Source organism: Leclercia sp., assembly GCF_036780805.1.
In the GTDB taxonomy this organism is placed as follows: Bacteria; Pseudomonadota; Gammaproteobacteria; order Enterobacterales; family Enterobacteriaceae; genus Enterobacter.
Window position 1 is genome coordinate 223,624 of record NZ_DAIQCE010000003.1, and the last position, 17,228, is coordinate 240,851.

The 17,228-nt window shown below is 56.0% G+C and carries 17 protein-coding genes; 15 read left to right on the top strand and 2 right to left on the bottom strand.

The features are described from left to right. Nucleotide 1 precedes the first annotated feature (1 nt). A complete protein-coding gene (gene hpaR / locus V7Q49_RS12505) occupies nucleotides 2–448 on the bottom strand; it encodes a homoprotocatechuate degradation operon regulator HpaR (RefSeq protein ID WP_333852285.1) in 447 nt (148 codons plus the stop codon). 272 nt (nucleotides 449–720) lie between these two features. On the opposite strand from hpaR, the gene hpaG reads away from it, so the two are divergent. The 8 genes from hpaG to hpaA all read left to right on the top strand — a co-directional run bounded on the left by hpaG (nucleotide 721) and on the right by hpaA (nucleotide 8,727). After that, entirely contained in the window at nucleotides 721–2,010 is a 1,290-nt protein-coding gene (hpaG, locus tag V7Q49_RS12510) for a 4-hydroxyphenylacetate degradation bifunctional isomerase/decarboxylase (protein ID WP_333852287.1), read from the top strand. Then, complete coding sequence (gene hpaE, locus V7Q49_RS12515; protein WP_333852289.1) at nucleotides 2,007–3,473, top strand: 5-carboxymethyl-2-hydroxymuconate semialdehyde dehydrogenase; 1,467 nt, start codon at nucleotides 2,007–2,009, stop codon at nucleotides 3,471–3,473. Before hpaG ends, hpaE begins: the two co-directional genes overlap by 4 nt. Nucleotide 3,474: 1 nt before the next feature. Then, nucleotides 3,475–4,326: a 3,4-dihydroxyphenylacetate 2,3-dioxygenase gene (gene hpaD, locus V7Q49_RS12520; protein WP_333852290.1), complete on the top strand. Its 852-nt coding sequence runs from the start codon at nucleotides 3,475–3,477 to the stop codon at nucleotides 4,324–4,326. Nucleotides 4,327–4,335: 9 nt separating this feature from the next. After that, on the top strand, nucleotides 4,336–4,716 hold the full coding sequence (locus V7Q49_RS12525; RefSeq protein ID WP_285111101.1) for a 5-carboxymethyl-2-hydroxymuconate Delta-isomerase: 381 nt from the start codon (nucleotides 4,336–4,338) through the stop codon (nucleotides 4,714–4,716). A 131-nt stretch (nucleotides 4,717–4,847) separates the two neighbouring features. Then, nucleotides 4,848–5,651, top strand: a complete 804-nt coding sequence (gene hpaH / locus V7Q49_RS12530) for a 2-oxo-hept-4-ene-1,7-dioate hydratase (RefSeq protein WP_333852293.1) — start codon at nucleotides 4,848–4,850, stop codon at nucleotides 5,649–5,651. A gap of 10 nt (nucleotides 5,652–5,661) precedes the next feature. Further along, nucleotides 5,662–6,459, top strand: coding sequence for a 4-hydroxy-2-oxoheptanedioate aldolase (gene hpaI, locus V7Q49_RS12535; RefSeq protein WP_333852295.1), 798 nt, complete (start codon nucleotides 5,662–5,664; stop codon nucleotides 6,457–6,459). A 21-nt stretch (nucleotides 6,460–6,480) separates the two neighbouring features. Beyond that, nucleotides 6,481–7,827 carry a 4-hydroxyphenylacetate permease gene (hpaX, locus tag V7Q49_RS12540; RefSeq protein WP_333852297.1) on the top strand — a complete coding sequence of 449 codons (1,347 nt, stop codon included), beginning with the start codon at nucleotides 6,481–6,483 and terminating at the stop codon, nucleotides 7,825–7,827. Between the two features lie 9 nt (nucleotides 7,828–7,836). Next, nucleotides 7,837–8,727, top strand: a complete 891-nt coding sequence (hpaA, locus tag V7Q49_RS12545; RefSeq protein WP_333852299.1) for a 4-hydroxyphenylacetate catabolism regulatory protein HpaA — start codon at nucleotides 7,837–7,839, stop codon at nucleotides 8,725–8,727. 75 nt (nucleotides 8,728–8,802) lie between these two features. Here hpaA and V7Q49_RS12550 read toward each other — a convergent pair whose 3' ends face one another. Then, complete coding sequence (locus tag V7Q49_RS12550) at nucleotides 8,803–9,258, bottom strand: hypothetical protein (protein WP_333852301.1); 456 nt, start codon at nucleotides 9,256–9,258, stop codon at nucleotides 8,803–8,805. A gap of 468 nt (nucleotides 9,259–9,726) precedes the next feature. Between V7Q49_RS12550 and hpaB the strand changes: the two genes are divergently transcribed. The 7 genes from hpaB (at nucleotide 9,727) to V7Q49_RS12585 (ending at nucleotide 17,189) form a co-directional block, all read left to right on the top strand. Continuing rightward, a complete protein-coding gene (gene hpaB / locus V7Q49_RS12555) occupies nucleotides 9,727–11,289 on the top strand; it encodes a 4-hydroxyphenylacetate 3-monooxygenase, oxygenase component (RefSeq protein WP_333852302.1) in 1,563 nt (520 codons plus the stop codon). A 17-nt stretch (nucleotides 11,290–11,306) separates the two neighbouring features. After that, nucleotides 11,307–11,819, top strand: a complete 513-nt coding sequence (locus V7Q49_RS12560) for a 4-hydroxyphenylacetate 3-monooxygenase reductase subunit (protein WP_333852304.1) — start codon at nucleotides 11,307–11,309, stop codon at nucleotides 11,817–11,819. 485 nt (nucleotides 11,820–12,304) lie between these two features. After that, nucleotides 12,305–12,679 carry a hypothetical protein gene (locus V7Q49_RS12565; RefSeq protein WP_333852306.1) on the top strand — a complete coding sequence of 125 codons (375 nt, stop codon included), beginning with the start codon at nucleotides 12,305–12,307 and terminating at the stop codon, nucleotides 12,677–12,679. Nucleotides 12,680–12,696: 17 nt separating this feature from the next. Continuing rightward, entirely contained in the window at nucleotides 12,697–14,460 is a 1,764-nt protein-coding gene (locus tag V7Q49_RS12570; protein WP_333852308.1) for a polysaccharide biosynthesis/export family protein, read from the top strand. A gap of 109 nt (nucleotides 14,461–14,569) precedes the next feature. After that, nucleotides 14,570–15,313, top strand: a complete 744-nt coding sequence (locus V7Q49_RS12575; RefSeq protein ID WP_333852310.1) for an ABC transporter permease — start codon at nucleotides 14,570–14,572, stop codon at nucleotides 15,311–15,313. 10 nt (nucleotides 15,314–15,323) lie between these two features. Beyond that, nucleotides 15,324–15,974, top strand: a complete 651-nt coding sequence (locus V7Q49_RS12580) for an ABC transporter ATP-binding protein (protein WP_333852312.1) — start codon at nucleotides 15,324–15,326, stop codon at nucleotides 15,972–15,974. A gap of 12 nt (nucleotides 15,975–15,986) precedes the next feature. Beyond that, entirely contained in the window at nucleotides 15,987–17,189 is a 1,203-nt protein-coding gene (locus V7Q49_RS12585) for a sugar transporter (RefSeq protein WP_333852314.1), read from the top strand. Nucleotides 17,190–17,228: the final 39 nt, after the last annotated feature.

Sequence of the window (17,228 nt, forward strand, 5' to 3'; positions counted from 1 at the left end):
ATCACCCCTCTTCTTCTTCGCGCTCCGCAATGTGCCGGTTGCCGAGCGCAATGAACTCCCCCAACAGCGCCGTCAGCTGCTGCATCTTCTCGGGTGAATACTCCTCCTCAATACGCTGATAGGCCTCTTCCACCTGCGCCTGCGCGCGTTCATACAGCGCGCTGCCCTCTTTAGTGAGCGACACATAGAGTTTGCGCTGATCGTTAAGCGGTTTTAAGCGCAGCACCAGCCCGTCGCGCTCCATGCGCGTAAGGATCCCGGTCAGGCTCGGGCGCAGAATGCAGGTGCGAAACGCCAGATCGTGAAAATCCATCGACGGGTGTTCCGCCAGCACGCGCACGATCCGCCACTGCTGCTCCGTCAGATTGTGCTGCTTGATAATCGGGCGAAAAAAGGTCATCGCGGTTTCCCGCGCCTGGAGTAGTGCGATAGTTAACGAATCGTGCATGGCGCTCCCACCTCAACATCATTAATAACGAAACAATCAATGCCTCACGCGGCGTTCCGGCACCAGCGGCGCGGGCGAAAAGTCTAACAGAAATCACATAAAAACATTAATACACTGATATATAACAATTAATTAAATGATATGTAAATTTATTGTTATTGCTATCACAAATTATTTACTTCTGTTTGCCAAACGCACAGCGAGGGGCTAAAACCTAATCATTAACATATTAATGAACTCTAAACCCGACACCCGGGCCTGAGGAGAAAGGAATGAAAGGTACTGTTTTCGCGGTGGCACTCAATCACCGCAGCCAGCTCGACGCCTGGCGCGACGCATTTCACCAACCCCCTTACAACACGCCGCCGAAAACCGCCGTCTGGTTTATCAAACCGCGCAATACCCTGATCCGCTCCGGCGATGCCATCCCGCATCCCGAAGGCGAACAGGTGCTGAGCGGCGCGACGGTAGCGCTGATTGTCGGCAAGACCGCGAGCAAAATCCGCCCGCAAGAGGCCGCCGACTACATTGCCGGGTATGCGCTGGCCAACGAGGTGAGCCTGCCGGAAGAGAGCTTCTATCGCCCGGCGATCAAAGCCAAATGCCGGGACGGGTTCTGCCCGATTGGCGATCGCGCAACGATCGGCAACATCGATGACCTGACGATCGTCACCGAGATCAACGGCCGGGAAGTGGATCGCTGGAGCACTGCCGATCTGCAACGCAACGCCGCCACCCTGCTGAGCGAGCTGAGCGCCTTCGCCACCCTCAACCCGGGCGACGCCATTCTGCTGGGCACCCCGCAGTCCCGCGTGGCCCTGCACCCTGGCGACCGCGTGCGCGTACTGGCCGACGGCCTGCCAACCCTGGAAAACAGCGTGGTGAATGCCCGCGAACTGCCTGCTCAGCAAACCTTCGCCTGGCCGCTCTCCACCAGCGGCACGCTGTTTGCCCTGGGGCTGAACTACGCCGATCACGCCAGTGAGCTGGACTTTAAGCCGCCCACCGAGCCGCTGGTGTTTATCAAAGCGCCGAACACCTTTAACGAGCATAACCAGACCTCGGTGCGCCCGGACAACGTCGAGTACATGCACTACGAAGCCGAGCTGGTGGTGGTGATCGGCAAAACCGCGCGCAACGTCAGCGAGGCCGACGCCATGGAGTACGTGGCGGGCTACACGGTCTGCAACGACTACGCCATCCGCGACTACCTGGAAAACTACTACCGCCCGAACCTGCGGGTGAAAAGCCGCGACGGCCTGACGCCTATCGGCCCGCAGATCGTCGATAAATCGGCGGTTGCCGATCCGCACAACCTCACCCTGCGCACCTGGATCAACGGCGAGCTGCGCCAGCAGGGCAGCACTGCGGATCTGATCTTCAGCATCCCGTTCCTGATCGCGTATTTGAGTGAATTTATGACCCTGCAGCCGGGGGACATGATCGCCACCGGCACGCCGAAAGGGCTGGCCGACGTGCGCCCGGGCGACGAAGTGGTGGTGGAAGTGGAAGGCGTTGGCCGTCTGGTCAACCGGATTGTCAGCGAGGAGGCAACAGCATGAAAAAGATAAATCACTGGATCAACGGCAAGAACGTGGCGGGTAACGACTATTTCCACACCACCAACCCGGCCACCGGCGAGGTGCTGGCGGAGGTGGCCTCCGGCGGTGAAGCCGAAATCAACCAGGCCGTCGCCGCCGCCAAAGAGGCCTTCCCGAAATGGGCCAACCTGCCGATGAAAGAGCGCGCGCGCCTGATGCGTCGCCTGGGGGATCTGATCGACCAGAACGTCCCGGAGATCGCGGCGATGGAGACCGCCGACACCGGCCTGCCGATCCACCAGACCAAAAACGTGCTGATCCCGCGCGCCTCGCACAACTTCGAATTCTTCGCCGAGGTGTGCCAGCAGATGAACGGCAAAACCTACCCGGTCGACGACAAGATGCTCAACTACACCCTGGTGCAGCCGGTAGGGGTTTGCGCGCTGGTGTCGCCGTGGAACGTGCCGTTTATGACCGCTACCTGGAAGGTCGCGCCGTGCCTGGCCTTAGGCAATACCGCGGTGCTGAAGATGTCTGAACTCTCCCCGCTCACCGCCGACCGCCTGGGCGAGCTGGCGCTGGAGGCGGGCATTCCGGCGGGCGTGCTGAACGTGGTGCAGGGCTACGGCGCCACCGCAGGCGATGCGCTGGTGCGCCATCACGACGTGCGCGCCGTCTCCTTTACCGGCGGCACCGCCACCGGGCGCAACATCATGAAAAACGCCGGGCTGAAGAAATACTCCATGGAGCTGGGCGGCAAATCCCCGGTGCTGATTTTTGAAGATGCCGACATTGAGCGCGCCCTGGACGCCGCCCTGTTCACCATCTTCTCGATCAACGGCGAGCGCTGCACCGCCGGATCGCGCATCTTCATCCAGCAGAGCATCTACCCGGAATTCGTCAAGCGCTTTGCCGAGCGCGCCAATCGCCTGCGGGTGGGCGATCCGACCGATCCGAACACCCAGATCGGGGCGCTCATCAGCCAGCAGCACTGGGAGAAAGTCTCCGGCTATATCCGCCTCGGCATCGAAGAGGGTGCCACCCTGCTGGCGGGCGGCCCGGACAAACCAACCGACCTGCCTGCGCACCTGAAGGGCGGCAACTTCCTGCGCCCGACGGTGCTGGCAGACGTCGATAACCGCATGCGCGTGGCCCAGGAGGAGATCTTCGGCCCGGTGGCCTGCCTGCTGCCGTTTAAGGACGAAGCGGAAGGTCTGCGGCTGGCGAATGACGTGGAGTACGGCCTGGCGTCGTACATCTGGACCCAGGACGTCAGCAAGGTGCTGCGCCTGGCGCGCAATATCGAAGCCGGGATGGTGTTCGTCAACACCCAGAACGTGCGCGACCTGCGCCAGCCGTTTGGCGGAGTGAAAGCCTCCGGCACCGGACGCGAGGGCGGGGAATACAGCTTTGAAGTGTTCGCGGAGATGAAGAACGTCTGTATCTCCATGGGCGACCACCCGATCCCGAAATGGGGGGTATGAGATGGGTAAGTTAGCGTTAGCCGCCAAAATCACCCACGTGCCGTCGATGTATCTCTCTGAGATACCGGGCAAAAACTTTGGCTGCCGTCAGGGGGCCATCGACGGACATAAAGAGATCAGCAGACGCTGCCGCGAGCTGGGGGTCGACACCATCATCGTGTTCGACACCCACTGGCTGGTGAACAGCGCGTATCACATCAACTGTGCGGACCATTTTAAAGGCATCTACACCAGCAACGAGCTGCCGCACTTTATCCGCGACATGACCTACGACTACGACGGCAACCCCGAGCTGGGCCAGCTGATCGCCGACGAAGCGGTGGCAATGGGCGTGCGCGCCAAAGCGCATAACATCCCGAGCCTGAAGCTGGAGTACGGCACCCTGGTGCCGATGCGCTACATGAACGCGGATAAGCACTTCAAAGTGGTCTCCATTTCGGCGTTCTGCACCGTGCATGACTTTGCCGACAGCCGAAAACTGGGTGAGGCCATCGTCAGCGCCATCGAAAAATACGACGGCGCCGTGGCGGTGCTGGCCAGCGGCTCGCTGTCGCACCGCTTTATCGACGACCAGCGTGCCGAAGAGGGGATGAACAGCTACACCCGCGAGTTCGACCGTCAGATGGACGAGCGGGTGGTAAAGCTGTGGCGCGAAGGCCAGTTTAGGGAGTTTTGCAGCATGCTGCCGGAGTATGCCGACTACTGCTACGGCGAGGGCAACATGCACGACACGGTGATGCTGCTGGGGCTGCTCGGCTGGGATAAATACAACGGTAAGGTGGAGTTTCTCACCGAGCTGTTCCCCAGCTCCGGCACCGGCCAGGTGAACGCCGTCTTCCCTCTGCCCGCTTAAGGACGCCCCATGCCGCACTTTATTGTCGAATGTACCGAGAACATCCGTGAGCAGGCCGACCTGCCGGGCTTGTTTGCCCGCGTCAACGAGGCGCTGGCCGCCACCGGGATCTTCCCCCTCGGCGGGATCCGCAGCCGCGCGCACTGGGTAGACACCTGGCAGATGGCCGACGGCAGGCACGATTACGCCTTTGTGCACATGACGCTGAAGATTGGTGCCGGGCGCAGCCTGGAGAGCCGTCAGCAGGTGGGCGAGATGCTGTTCGCGTTGATTAAAGACCATTTCGCCGGGCTGATGGACGCCCGCTACCTGGCGCTGTCGTTTGAAATCGAAGAGCTGCACCCGACGCTGAACTTTAAACAAAACAACGTGCACGCTTTGTTTAAGTAACACGCTCGATCGATCCCCTCTCCCCTTTGGGGAGAGGGTTAGGGTGAGGGGATACCTCTGCGGCCTGATGCCCTCACCCCGGCCCTCTCCCACAGGGAGAGGGAGAAAAAAACATAAAACAGGATATCGCCATGCTCGATAAACACACTCACACCCTGATCGCCCATCGCCTGCATCAGGCGGAACAGACGCGGGAGCAGATCCGCGCGATCTCGCTGGATTACCCGGGGATCACCATTGAAGATGCCTACGCCGTGCAGCGCGAATGGGTGAGCCTGAAAATGGCCGAAGGCCGCACCCTGAAGGGCCACAAGATCGGCCTGACCTCGAAAGCGATGCAGGCCAGCTCGCAGATCAGCGAGCCGGACTACGGCGCCCTGCTGGACGACATGTTTTTCCACGACGGCAGCGACATCCCGACCGACCGCTTTATCGTCCCGCGCATCGAAGTGGAGCTGGCCTTCGTGCTGGCAAAACCGCTCCGCGGCCCGAACTGCACGATGTTCGACGTCTATAACGCCACCGACTACGTGATCCCGGCCCTGGAGCTGATCGACGCCCGCTGCCACAACATCGATCCTGAAACCCAGCGCCCGCGCAAAGTGTTCGACACCATCTCCGACAACGCCGCCAACGCCGGGGTGATCCTCGGGGGCCGCCCGATCCGCCCGGACGAGCTGGATCTGCGCTGGATCTCCGCCCTGCTCTACCGCAACGGGGTGATCGAAGAGACCGGGGTTGCCGCGGGCGTGCTCAACCACCCGGCCAACGGCGTGGCCTGGCTGGCGAACAAGCTGGCACCCTACGACGTACAGCTTGAGCCCGGCCAGATCATCCTCGGCGGCTCCTTCACCCGCCCGGTTGCTGCCAGCAAGGGCGACACCTTCCACGTGGACTACGGCAACATGGGCTCCATCAGCTGCCGCTTTGTATAAGGAGTTCGCTATGCAAAACGCATTCAAAGACGCGCTGAAAGCCGGAAAACCGCAGATTGGGCTGTGGCTGGGGCTGACCAGCAGCTACAGCGCCGAGCTGCTGGCCGGGGCAGGCTTCGACTGGCTGCTGATCGACGGCGAGCACGCGCCCAACAGCGTGCAGACCGTCCTCACCCAGCTACAGGCCATCGCCCCCTACCCCAGCCAGCCGGTGGTGCGCCCGTCGTGGAACGATCCGGTGCAGATCAAGCAGCTGCTGGACGTGGGGGCGCAGACCCTGCTGGTGCCGATGGTGCAAAATGCCGACGAAGCCCGTCTGGCGGTGAGCGCCACCCGCTATCCGCCTGCGGGTATTCGCGGCGTCGGCAGCGCGCTGGCGCGGGCGTCACGCTGGAACCGCATCCCGGATTACCTGCACCAGGCCAACGACGCCATGTGCGTGCTGGTGCAAATCGAAACCCGCGAGGCGCTGAAGAACCTGCCGCAGATCCTGGATGTGGAAGGGGTGGACGGCGTGTTTATCGGCCCGGCTGATCTCAGCGCCGACATGGGCTTTGCCGGTAATCCCCAGCACCCGGAGGTGCAGGCCGCTATCGAACAGGCCATCGCGCAGATCCGCGAGTCGGGGAAAGCCCCCGGCATCCTGATGGCCAACGAGCAGCTGGCGCGGCGCTATCTCGAACTCGGGGCGCTGTTTGTCGCCGTCGGCGTCGACACCACCCTGCTCGCCCGCGGCGCAGAAGCGCTGGCGGCATGCTTTATCGATAAACCGGTTACGTCAGTTAATAACAATAAATCCGTCTACTAAACGTAAGATCTGGAGCGCACCATGACGACCCTACAAACTCAGGATAATAAAGCCGTTGAACATCGCGTCATTAATAAGCTGTTCCGTCGTTTGATCGTGTTTCTGTTTATCCTGTTTGTCTTCTCGTTCCTTGACCGCATCAACATCGGCTTTGCCGGGCTGACGATGGGCAAAGATCTGGGCCTCACCTCAACGATGTTTGGCCTGGCCGCGACGCTGTTTTATGTCACCTACGTGCTGTGCGGGATCCCCAGCAACATCATGCTGGCGAAGATCGGCGCGCGCCGCTGGATCGCCGGGATCATGGTGGTGTGGGGCATCGCCTCGACCTGCACTATGTTCGCCACCAGCCCGCAGACGCTCTACGTCCTGCGCATGCTGGTGGGCATTGCCGAAGCCGGTTTCCTGCCGGGGATCCTGGTCTATCTGACCTGGTGGTTCCCCGCCTGGCACCGCGCCCGCGCCAACGCGCTGTTTATGATCGCCATGCCGGTGACCATGATGCTGGGCTCGATCCTCTCGGGCTATATTCTGGCGCTGGACGGGCTGTGGAACCTGAAGGGCTGGCAGTGGCTGTTCCTGCTGGAGGGGCTGCCGTCGGTGGTGCTCGGCGTGGTGACCTGGTTCTTCCTCAACGACACGCCGGATCAGGCCACGTGGCTGGACGACGAAGAGAAACAGACCCTGAAAGCGATGATCGCCCGCGAGCAGGAGAACGCCGTGGCGCACACCGCCACGCCGCGCTCGACGCTGCGTGAAGTGTTGACCCCGGCGGTGCTGCTCTACACCCTGGCCTATTTCTGCCTGACCAACACCCTGAGCGCCATTAACATCTGGACGCCGCAGATCCTGCAGAGCTTTAACACCGGCAGCAGCAATATCGTGATCGGCCTGCTGGCGGCGATCCCGCAGTTTTGCACCATCCTCGGGATGATCTGGTGGAGCCGCCGCTCTGACAGGCTGAGCGAGCGAAAAAAGCACACCATCCTGCCGTATCTGTTTGCGGCGGCGGGATGGCTGCTGGCCTCCGCGACCGATCACAGCCTGATCCAGCTGCTTGGCATTATCATGGCCTCAACAGGATCGTTTACCGCCATGGCGATCTTCTGGACCACTCCGGATCAGGTGATTAGCCTGCAGTCCCGGGCGGTGGCGCTGGCGGTAATCAATGCGGTTGGCAACGTCGGATCCGCCGTCAGCCCGCTGCTGATCGGCATTCTGCGTGACACGACCGGCAGCTTCAGCTCCGGGCTGTGGTTCGTCGCCGGGCTGCTGGTAGTGGGTGCCCTGGTGCTGACGCGGATCCCGATGACCCGCCAGCAGAGACGCGAAAGCGCGCCGGGGATGGCGGCGCAGAAGAGCCATTAAGGAGCGGTTATGTGCCAGAGCCCGATTGCCAATATCGACATCAGCAAAGAGTATGACGAGAGTCTGGGTACGGACGATGTGCATTATCAGTCCTTTGGCCGGATGGCGGCCTTTTTTGGCCGCGATATGCAGGCCCATCGCCACGACCAGTATTTTCAGATGCACTTTCTCGATACCGGGCAGATTGAGCTGCAGCTGGACGATCATCGCTACTCGGTGCAGGCCCCGCTGTTTGTCCTCACCCCGCCGTCGGTGCCGCACGCGTTTTTCACCGAATCGGACAGCGACGGCCACGTGCTGACGGTGCATGAGGATCTGATCTGGCCGCTGCTGGAGGTGCTCTACCCCGGCACCCGGGAGACCTTCGGGCTGCCGGGTATCTGCCTCTCTTTAGCTGATAAACCGGATGAGCTGGCGGCACTCAGCCACTACTGGCGGCTGATTGAACGGGAATCCACCGCCCAGCTTCCCGGGCGGGAACACACTCTGGTGCTGCTGGCGCAGGCGGTATTCACCCTGCTGCTGCGCAATGCCACTCTTGACGATCATGCCGCCAACGGCATGCGCGGCGAACTGAAGCTGTTCCAGCGTTTCAACCAGATGGTCGACGGTCATTTCCATCAGCACTGGACGGTGCCGGATTACGCCAGCGAGCTGCACCTCACCGAATCGCGGCTGACCGACATCTGCCGCCGCTTCGCCAACCGTCCGCCAAAACGGCTCATCTTCGACCGCCAGCTGCGCGAAGCCAAACGGCTGCTGGTCTTCTCCGACAGCGCGGTGAACGAGATTGCCTGGCAACTGGGGTTTAAAGACCCGGCCTATTTCGCGCGTTTTTTTAACCGTCTGGTGGGGTGCTCGCCGAGCAGTTATCGGGCGCAGAAAGTGCCGGTGTCGTGAAACTTTTCGTACAACAAACCACTGATCGTAGGCCCGGTAAGCGTTAGCGCCACCCGGCAAGCAGGCCGCACCGGATCAATGCACGGTCAGGTACGGCTCCTTCACATACTCCGCCAACAGATACACCACGTCATGCAGTAAACCCGTTAAGGATTTTGCCACTGGCGGCGGCAGGGTATTGCTCAGAAGTGCCTGAGTCAGCGCCTGGGCATACTCCACCAGAGTAGCGGTCTCTTGCCAGCAATCGGGGATGCACGAAGTTACGCTTTCGCCTGCGATCAACTGCTCGATGAGATACGGCGGTAAATCCTCATCGCACAGATAACGAAACTGGTTTAACGCCTGCAATAGACGCCTGCACAGGGCATGGCTTGCTTCATCGTCGTGAGTGTCGATGAGGAGGCAGACAAATGCGGCGCATGCATCTGCGACCTCGAAGAGATCTGCCGAAGCTGGAAGGGGTTGGGTGATAATTTGGTGGATTATGTCTTCTTCGAAGTGGGAGTAAGACGGGGTTGGGATAGTAGCCATAAGGCACTCCTTACATTATGAATGGAAGTTACCTCGTATTTTCAGGTTCTCACGCCCGGCTGCGGTTATCGCCGCAACACAGGCACCTTACGACTCAACGAAAATAAAAAAAAGACAAAACCTTGTGTTTCGTCGGGTTACTTTGAGCTTTGCGAGCATGCTTCCAGAAGCAGGCGGTTTAGGCATGTGCGGCCAGTTCCCCTCACCCTAACCCTCTCCCCAAAGAAGGGGCGAGGGAACCGTCCGGCGCACGCTTTCAAACCGTAGGCCGGGTAAGCGCAGCGCCACCCGGCAAGCAGACCGCACCATTCCCCCATCAAACCCCGCCCCGATCACAATTCTTACACCCGCCTGAAAAGTACCCGTCGTTGACCCATTCGTCCCTTCACGTCCCGCCTCTCTCAGGCTTCAATTAAACAACAAAAACAAAACATAAATTTAACAAACCTATTCCGATACGAGGTCCCTATGAAACCTGAAGATTTCCGCGCCAGCACCACCCGTCCGTTAACCGGCGAAGAGTACTTAAAGAGCCTGCAGGATGGCCGGGAGATCTACATCTACGGCGAGCGCGTGAAAGATGTGACCACTCATCCGGCGTTTCGCAATGCGGCGGCCTCGGTCGCACAGCTGTACGACGCGCTGCACAAACCCGACATGCAGGACACGCTGTGCTGGAACACCGATACCGGTAGCGGCGGTTACACCCATAAGTTCTTCCGCGTGGCGAAAAGTGCCAACGACCTGCGCCAGCAGCGCGATGCCATCGCCGAATGGTCACGCCTGAGCTACGGCTGGATGGGTCGTACCCCGGACTACAAAGCCGCTTTCGGTTGCGCCCTCGGCGCTAACCCGGCCTTTTATGGTCAGTTCGAACAGAACGCCCGCAACTGGTACACCCGCATTCAGGAGAGCGGCCTCTACTTTAACCACGCTATCGTCAACCCACCGATCGATCGCCATAAACCAGCCGATGAAGTGAAAGACGTCTATATCAAGCTGGAAAAAGAGACCGACGCCGGGATCATCGTCAGCGGGGCGAAAGTGGTCGCCACCAACTCGGCGTTAACCCACTACAACATGATCGGCTTTGGCTCGGCGCAGGTGATGGGCGATAACCCGGACTTCGCCCTGATGTTTGTCGCCCCGATGGATGCCGAAGGCGTGAAACTGATCTCCCGCGCCTCCTACGAGCTGGTGGCGGGTGCGACCGGCTCTCCTTATGACTATCCGCTCACCAGCCGCTTCGACGAAAACGATGCGATCCTGGTGATGGATAACGTGCTGATCCCGTGGGAGAATGTGCTGATCTACCGCGATTTCGACCGCTGCCGTCGCTGGACCATGGAAGGCGGTTTCGCCCGCATGTATCCGCTGCAGGCCTGCGTGCGTCTGGCGGTGAAGCTCGACTTCATCACTGCCCTGCTGAAGAAATCGCTGGAGTGTACCGGTACCTCTGAGTTCCGCGGCGTGCAGGCCGATCTCGGTGAAGTGGTGGCCTGGCGCAATATGTTCTGGGCGCTGAGCGACTCCATGTGCTCGGAAGCGACCCCGTGGGTGAACGGCGCATACCTGCCGGACCACGCGGCACTGCAAACCTACCGCGTCATGGCCCCGATGGCCTATGCCAAAATCAAAAACATCATCGAGCGCAACGTCACCAGCGGCCTGATCTACCTGCCCTCCAGCGCCCGGGATCTCAACAATCCGCAGATCGACAAATACCTGGCGAAGTACGTGCGCGGCTCCAACGGCATGGACCACGTCGAACGCATCAAGATTTTGAAACTGATGTGGGATGCCATCGGCAGCGAGTTCGGCGGCCGCCACGAGCTGTATGAGATCAACTACTCCGGTAGCCAGGACGAAATCCGCCTGCAGTGCCTGCGCCAGGCGCAGACCTCCGGCAACATGGACAAAATGATGGCGATGGTCGACCGCTGCCTGTCCGAGTACGACCAGAACGGCTGGACGGTTCCGCACCTGCACAACAATACCGATATCAACCTGCTGGACAAGCTGCTGAAATAACGCAGCGGGAGGTCAAGATGCAACATGATAAACAACGCCTGCGTTTTCGCGACGCAATGGCCAGCCTCTCTGCGGCGGTCAATGTGATTACCACCGATGGCGAAGCCGGACGCTGCGGCATTACGGCTACTGCGGTCTGCTCGGTGACGGATACCCCACCGTCGGTGATGGTGTGCCTGAACGCCAACAGCGCCATGAACCCGGTATTTCAGGGCAACGGCAAGCTGTGTATTAACGTGCTCAATCACGAGCAAGAGTTAATGGCACGCCATTTTGCCGGGATGACCGGTATGGCAATGGAAGAGCGGTTTACCCTCTCCTGCTGGCAAAAGGGTCAGCTGGACCAGCCGGTACTGAAAGGAGCGCTGGCGAGCCTGGAAGGTGAAATAAGCCAGGTCCAGACCATCGGCACCCATCTTGTGTACCTGGTGGCGATCAAAAATATCCTCGTAAGCCAGGAGGGACACGGCCTGATTTACTTTAAGCGCAGATTTCATCCGGTGTTGATTGAACAAGAAATGACCGCTTAACCCCCCTTCGCCAGCCGAATTTCCGGCTGGCGCTTATTTGTTTCTACTCACTAATATATGAAACAATCACCGCCAGAAACTAATATCGAATATTCGTATTTATTCAACCCACCAGAGTTAATAGTCTTTCGGACTTTTCCCCTGTTTAAGAGCACTTTTCTTAAATTTGAAATGACACAATCTGCAAAATTATGTAATCTTCGCCGCATAAAAGCACTTTCATGAATAATAAAAAAACGATTTAGTTGTTTACTGAATAGTTTTTTTGTGGCAGCAACCTTGAGCAAATTGAACATATCTTAACCGGAATCGTGATTTTCCGTGCGGTAGCCTACCCTTTTTTTGCTATTCCTTGCTTTACTTCTGCGTTTTTTTGCTTTTCCTGCGCCAGCACGACGTCTCAGCTGTTTGCTATTAACCCCAGCTGACTACCATCGACATTTTATTTCGCATTCCAGTTTCAGAATTATTGGAAATATTAAGCTATGAAGAACGCAACTCGCCTTCTGGTGATTTCGCTCGCCCTCATACTGAGCGGCTGTGCATATTCACCGAAGCAGGTTGAAGCCTCCCGACCGCTTGTTAATCCGGCCGCTTCTACCGATCTCCAGACCATGTCCGCTAACCTGCAACAACCTCTGAACACCCTGCCCCAGGGCGCCGCGCTGAGCGCCAACGGCAACACCTGGATTCTGGGCCAGCGTTATGTCTCCGCCCTGGGTCTGGAATGCATTGAACTGCTACGTAACCGGAACTACAACCAGTCACAGCATGGCGTGACCTGCAAGAACGGTGATACCTGGTATCTGGTACCGCAACTGGAACAGGCGTCAGCCAGCAACCTGCTTGCAGTGCAATAATTTTGAAGAGAAATGTTGTGAAAATAACGAAATTTCGGCAATTGAGTGCCATTCTGTTGCTGGCCTGCGCCTCCTGCGCGGCCTTTGCTGCCCCCACTAAGGAAGATGCCCAGGCCTTTGGTATGAACGCTCCGGCAGATACCGGCGACGGTCGCCTGCAGCTTGGCGGTGAACAAGCGATGAGCGGCCAGGCAAATACCTCCTCCACTACCGGTACCTTTGCGCAGCAAAACCGCCAGGGCATGTTACTGCCGGGCGAGTCCGACGTGCGTAAACTCCTCCCGCAATCCGAGTCCGGCCTGCCCCCTCCTTACGGTGCCAACCTGTTTGCCGGCGGCTATGAAACCGAGCGCAGCGACGGCTTAAACGATAATTACCTGATCGCTCCCGGCGATAAGCTGAATATCTGGATCTGGGGCGCCGTCAATTTTTCCAACGTAGTTACGGTTGACAACCAGGGCAATATTTTCATTCCTGACGTCGGGCCGATAAATGTCAAAAACGTGGCCGCCAGTAAAGTTAATAACCTAGTCACCAGCCACATCAGCGAAGTATTCACCAATAACGTTAATGTTTACGTAAATTTACTTACCGCCACCCCGGTCAGCGTATTTGTGACCGGCCCGGTGATCCGTCCGGGCCAATATGCCGGCCAGTCATCCGATAGCGTTTTATATTTTCTGAAACGCGCAGGGGGTATCGACTCCGACCGTGGTAGCTATCGTCATATTAAGGTATTGCGTCAGAACCGGGTCGTTCAGCAAATCGACCTGTACGAGTTTATGCAGCAGGGCAAAATGCCGAAGCTGTCGCTGAAGGATCAGGACGTGATTCTGGTGGAACCGCAGGGGCCAATGATCAACGTGGCCGGTAAAGTGCGTAACCCGTTCCGCTTCGAGTTAAAAAACAGCACCGCGCTGGGCTCTGAGCTGATCAACTATGCCCTGCCGCTCGCCAAGGTGAGCCACGTGGGGGTGATTGGCGATCGCTCTAACGGCCCGTTCTCGGTCTATATGCCGTATAAAGATTTTGACCGCATCCAGCTGAGCGATGGCGACAAAGTGCTGTTTAACGACGATATGCATGCCCAGGTTTACGACGTGCAGGTGATGGGCAGCTACCGCGGGCCATCTTACTTCACCGTGCGTAAAGAGACCCGCCTGCACGATCTGCTGAACCACATTCCGATTGACCCGAACATGGCCGATTACGGCTCGATCTACATCATGCGTAAGAGCGTGGCCGCGCGGCAGAAAGAGATGCTGGAAGATTCCCTCAACCGCCTGGAGCGCAGCGTGTTTACCGCGCCAGCCAGCTCCGACGGTGAAGCCTCTATTCGCACCAAAGAAGCCGAGCTGGTGATGCGCTTCGTGGAAAAAGCCCGCAAGATCCAGCCGCTGGGTAAAGTGGTGGTGTCGGATAAAGGCGTGATTGCCAACATCCTGCTGGAACAGGGCGATCAGATTGTGATCCCGAACAAGACCGACCTGATTCAGGTAGGTGGCGAAGTGATGATGCCGCAGGCGGTAGTCTTCAACAAAAGCGCCAGCCTGGAAGACTATGTGGCCTGGGCGGGCGGCTTTACCGACCGTGCGAACGACAAGCGCATTGCGGTGGTACATGCCAACGGGCTGATGGAGTTTAAAGACGGCGGTGATGTGATGCCGGGCGATCAGATTCTGGTCATGCCGAAAGTGGACAGCAAAATGATGCAGTCCATCAAAGATATTACCCAGGTCATCTATCAGGTTGCCGTGGCGGCCAACGTGGTCCTGAACTAACCCTTCAAGACGGGCTCGCTGATGGGCGAGCCCGTGTTATATCGGCCTTCTTATGCTTAAACCTGTTCTCAATCAAACGCCCCGCAGCTCGTTCCAGGTGCTGCGCGATGTGACGTTTGGCCTGCTTATCCGTGAACTGAAAACACGATTTGGGAGTTACCGGCTGGGGTATGCCTGGGCGCTGTTAGATCCGTTGTTGATCATTTGCGCGTTTAGCCTAATATTTGGTATGCGTGGGCACAGTGGCTTCGGCGGAGCACCTGCACCGCTATTTATTACAACTAGCTATTTGCCTTTTATTTTTTTTAGAAATGTAGTCAGCAAACTGCAATCAGCCGTTAGTGCTAATATGGGGCTCTTTTGTTATAGACAGGTGACACCATTTACAACTTTTATTGCCCGTTTTATTCTCGAAGTGATCATTGGTATGGTTGTTGGTTTTATTCTAATATTAGGCTTAGTTTGGTTTGGTTTTGATGCTATACCAAGCGATCCATTACAAGTTATTATGATCTATTTGCTACTAATGATTTTTTCTTTTTCACTAGGTGTAATATTTTGCGTGGCTGGAAGTTTATTCCAAGAAGCGAAAAAGTTTCTAGATCTGATAATGATGCCGCTAATGTTTATTTCTTGCGTAATGTATCCCCTTGCGACTATACCAAATCAGTATCAACATTGGTTTTTATGGAATCCATTAGTACATGCTGTCGAACTTATTCGATCTGGATGGATTTCAGGTTATATAAGTCCAAATGTCAGTGGGGTCTACTTATCCTTCATAACAATGCTACTACTGACTTTTGCAATGAGCAGCTACCGACTGAGTCATCGCAGTCTAATTGCAAGCTAAGGCGAAAAGCATGATCGTTCTAGATAATGTATCAAAATACTACCCAACAAAGTTTGGCCGCAATTATGTGTTACGTGATGTAAGCATTACGTTACCTCGCGATCGAAACATTGGTATTTTGGGTGCAAATGGGGCGGGAAAATCCACACTGTTACGTTTATTAGGCGGAATGGATATGCCCAGCAAGGGGAAACTCACCCGCCATTGTCGTGTCTCATGGCCACTCGCTTTGAACGGAGGATTTCAGGGGAGTATGACCGGCCGAGAAAATACTCGCTTTGTATGCAGGATTCATGGAGTACGTGATACGCGTGCTATTGAGGAATGGGTAAAGGAATTTTCAGAAATAGGTCAACATTTTGAACTACCGATAAAAGCATACTCAAGCGGGATGAAATCAAAATTTTCTTTTGCGGTCAGCATGGCGTTTGATTTTGATATCTACCTAACTGATGAAATTACGTCAGTAGGTGATGCCCGCTTTAAGCAAAAATGCATTGATACCTTTAATCAAAAACGAGAGACTGCCAGCCTGATAATGGTATCGCATGATATGAAGAATTTACGTCAACAGTGTGATATGGGTATTTTACTTTATAATAGTACACTTGAATTATTTGACAACATTGACGACGCAATTCATATTTATCAGGATCTATAACAAATTTAAATCATGACCAAACCAACCTATTTACAAAAACCTTCCAGTTTGATGCGTAAACTGCAGAAATTAAAAACAAAGCCAAAACATTTTATCATTGATTCTAGCGGTTTTAAATTTGCACAACGCTCATGGAAACGGAGACTTAAGCTGGGTAGTTTCCAATGGGTCGTCAGTTGTTTTGCAATCGCTGCCATCTATTTTGGAATAATAGCCTCAGACCGTTATGTAAGCCGGGCTGAACTCGTAGTTAAGCAAGCAGATCAGATAAAAATGCTTCCTGATGCTCTTTCAATGTTGGGTATTGGAGGTAGTAATCATGAAGATGTTTTAGTAATTCAGGATTATCTCAAGTCCCCAGATCTGCTAGATAAATTAGACAAAGAACTTGCTCTAAAAGCTCATTACCAGAGCCATAGTGTGGATTACCTGTCCCGCTTGCCAAATGATGTGAGCCGAGAAGATTTTCTTAAATATTACCGAGAGCATTTATCATTGCGCTTGGATGAATTGTCTGGCGTACTTACGATAGAACTACAGGCGTTTGATCCTGTTTATGGTCAACGTGTTGTCACGCTGATGTTGAAGGAATCAGAAAGCTTTATCAACAAACTAGGGCATCAAGTGGCACTGGAGCAACTTGCGTTTGTCGAAAAAGAAGTTGATCGTGCTTATCAACGTGTACAAACAGAGAAAGCAAAAGTATTAGACTTCCAAAACAGACATCATTTGATCAGTCCAGAATCTACCAGTAGTTCCCGCTTGGGAGTAGTCAGCCAGATAGAAGCTCAACTAGCGCAGCAACAAGCTCAGTTAAAACAGCTACAAAGCTATATGAAAGAAACCGCACCTGCCGTCGTCTCTGTGCAGACCCGAGTGGATGCCTTAAACCAGCAATTGGTTCAGGAACAATCCAAACTTACTGGGGTAGACAAAGATGCAATGAATGAAATCACTGCCCGCTACATGGATGTTCAAACACAAGCAACACTAGCAGCTGATCTCTATAAAACTGGCCTTATCAGCCTAGAACAGGCCAGAGTCGAAGCGTATCGGAAACTAAAGCATCTTTTAGTAGTGAGCCAACCCACTCTTGCGGAAGATGCTGAATATCCTCGCCGTCTATACAACTTAGCCACGATTGGTGTATTGCTATGCTTGCTTTATGGGTTAATAGTGATGGGGTTAGCTACTTTGCGTGAGCATCAAGACTAAATAAAATTTCTGTAGCACCATTAAAAAATTAAATTATTT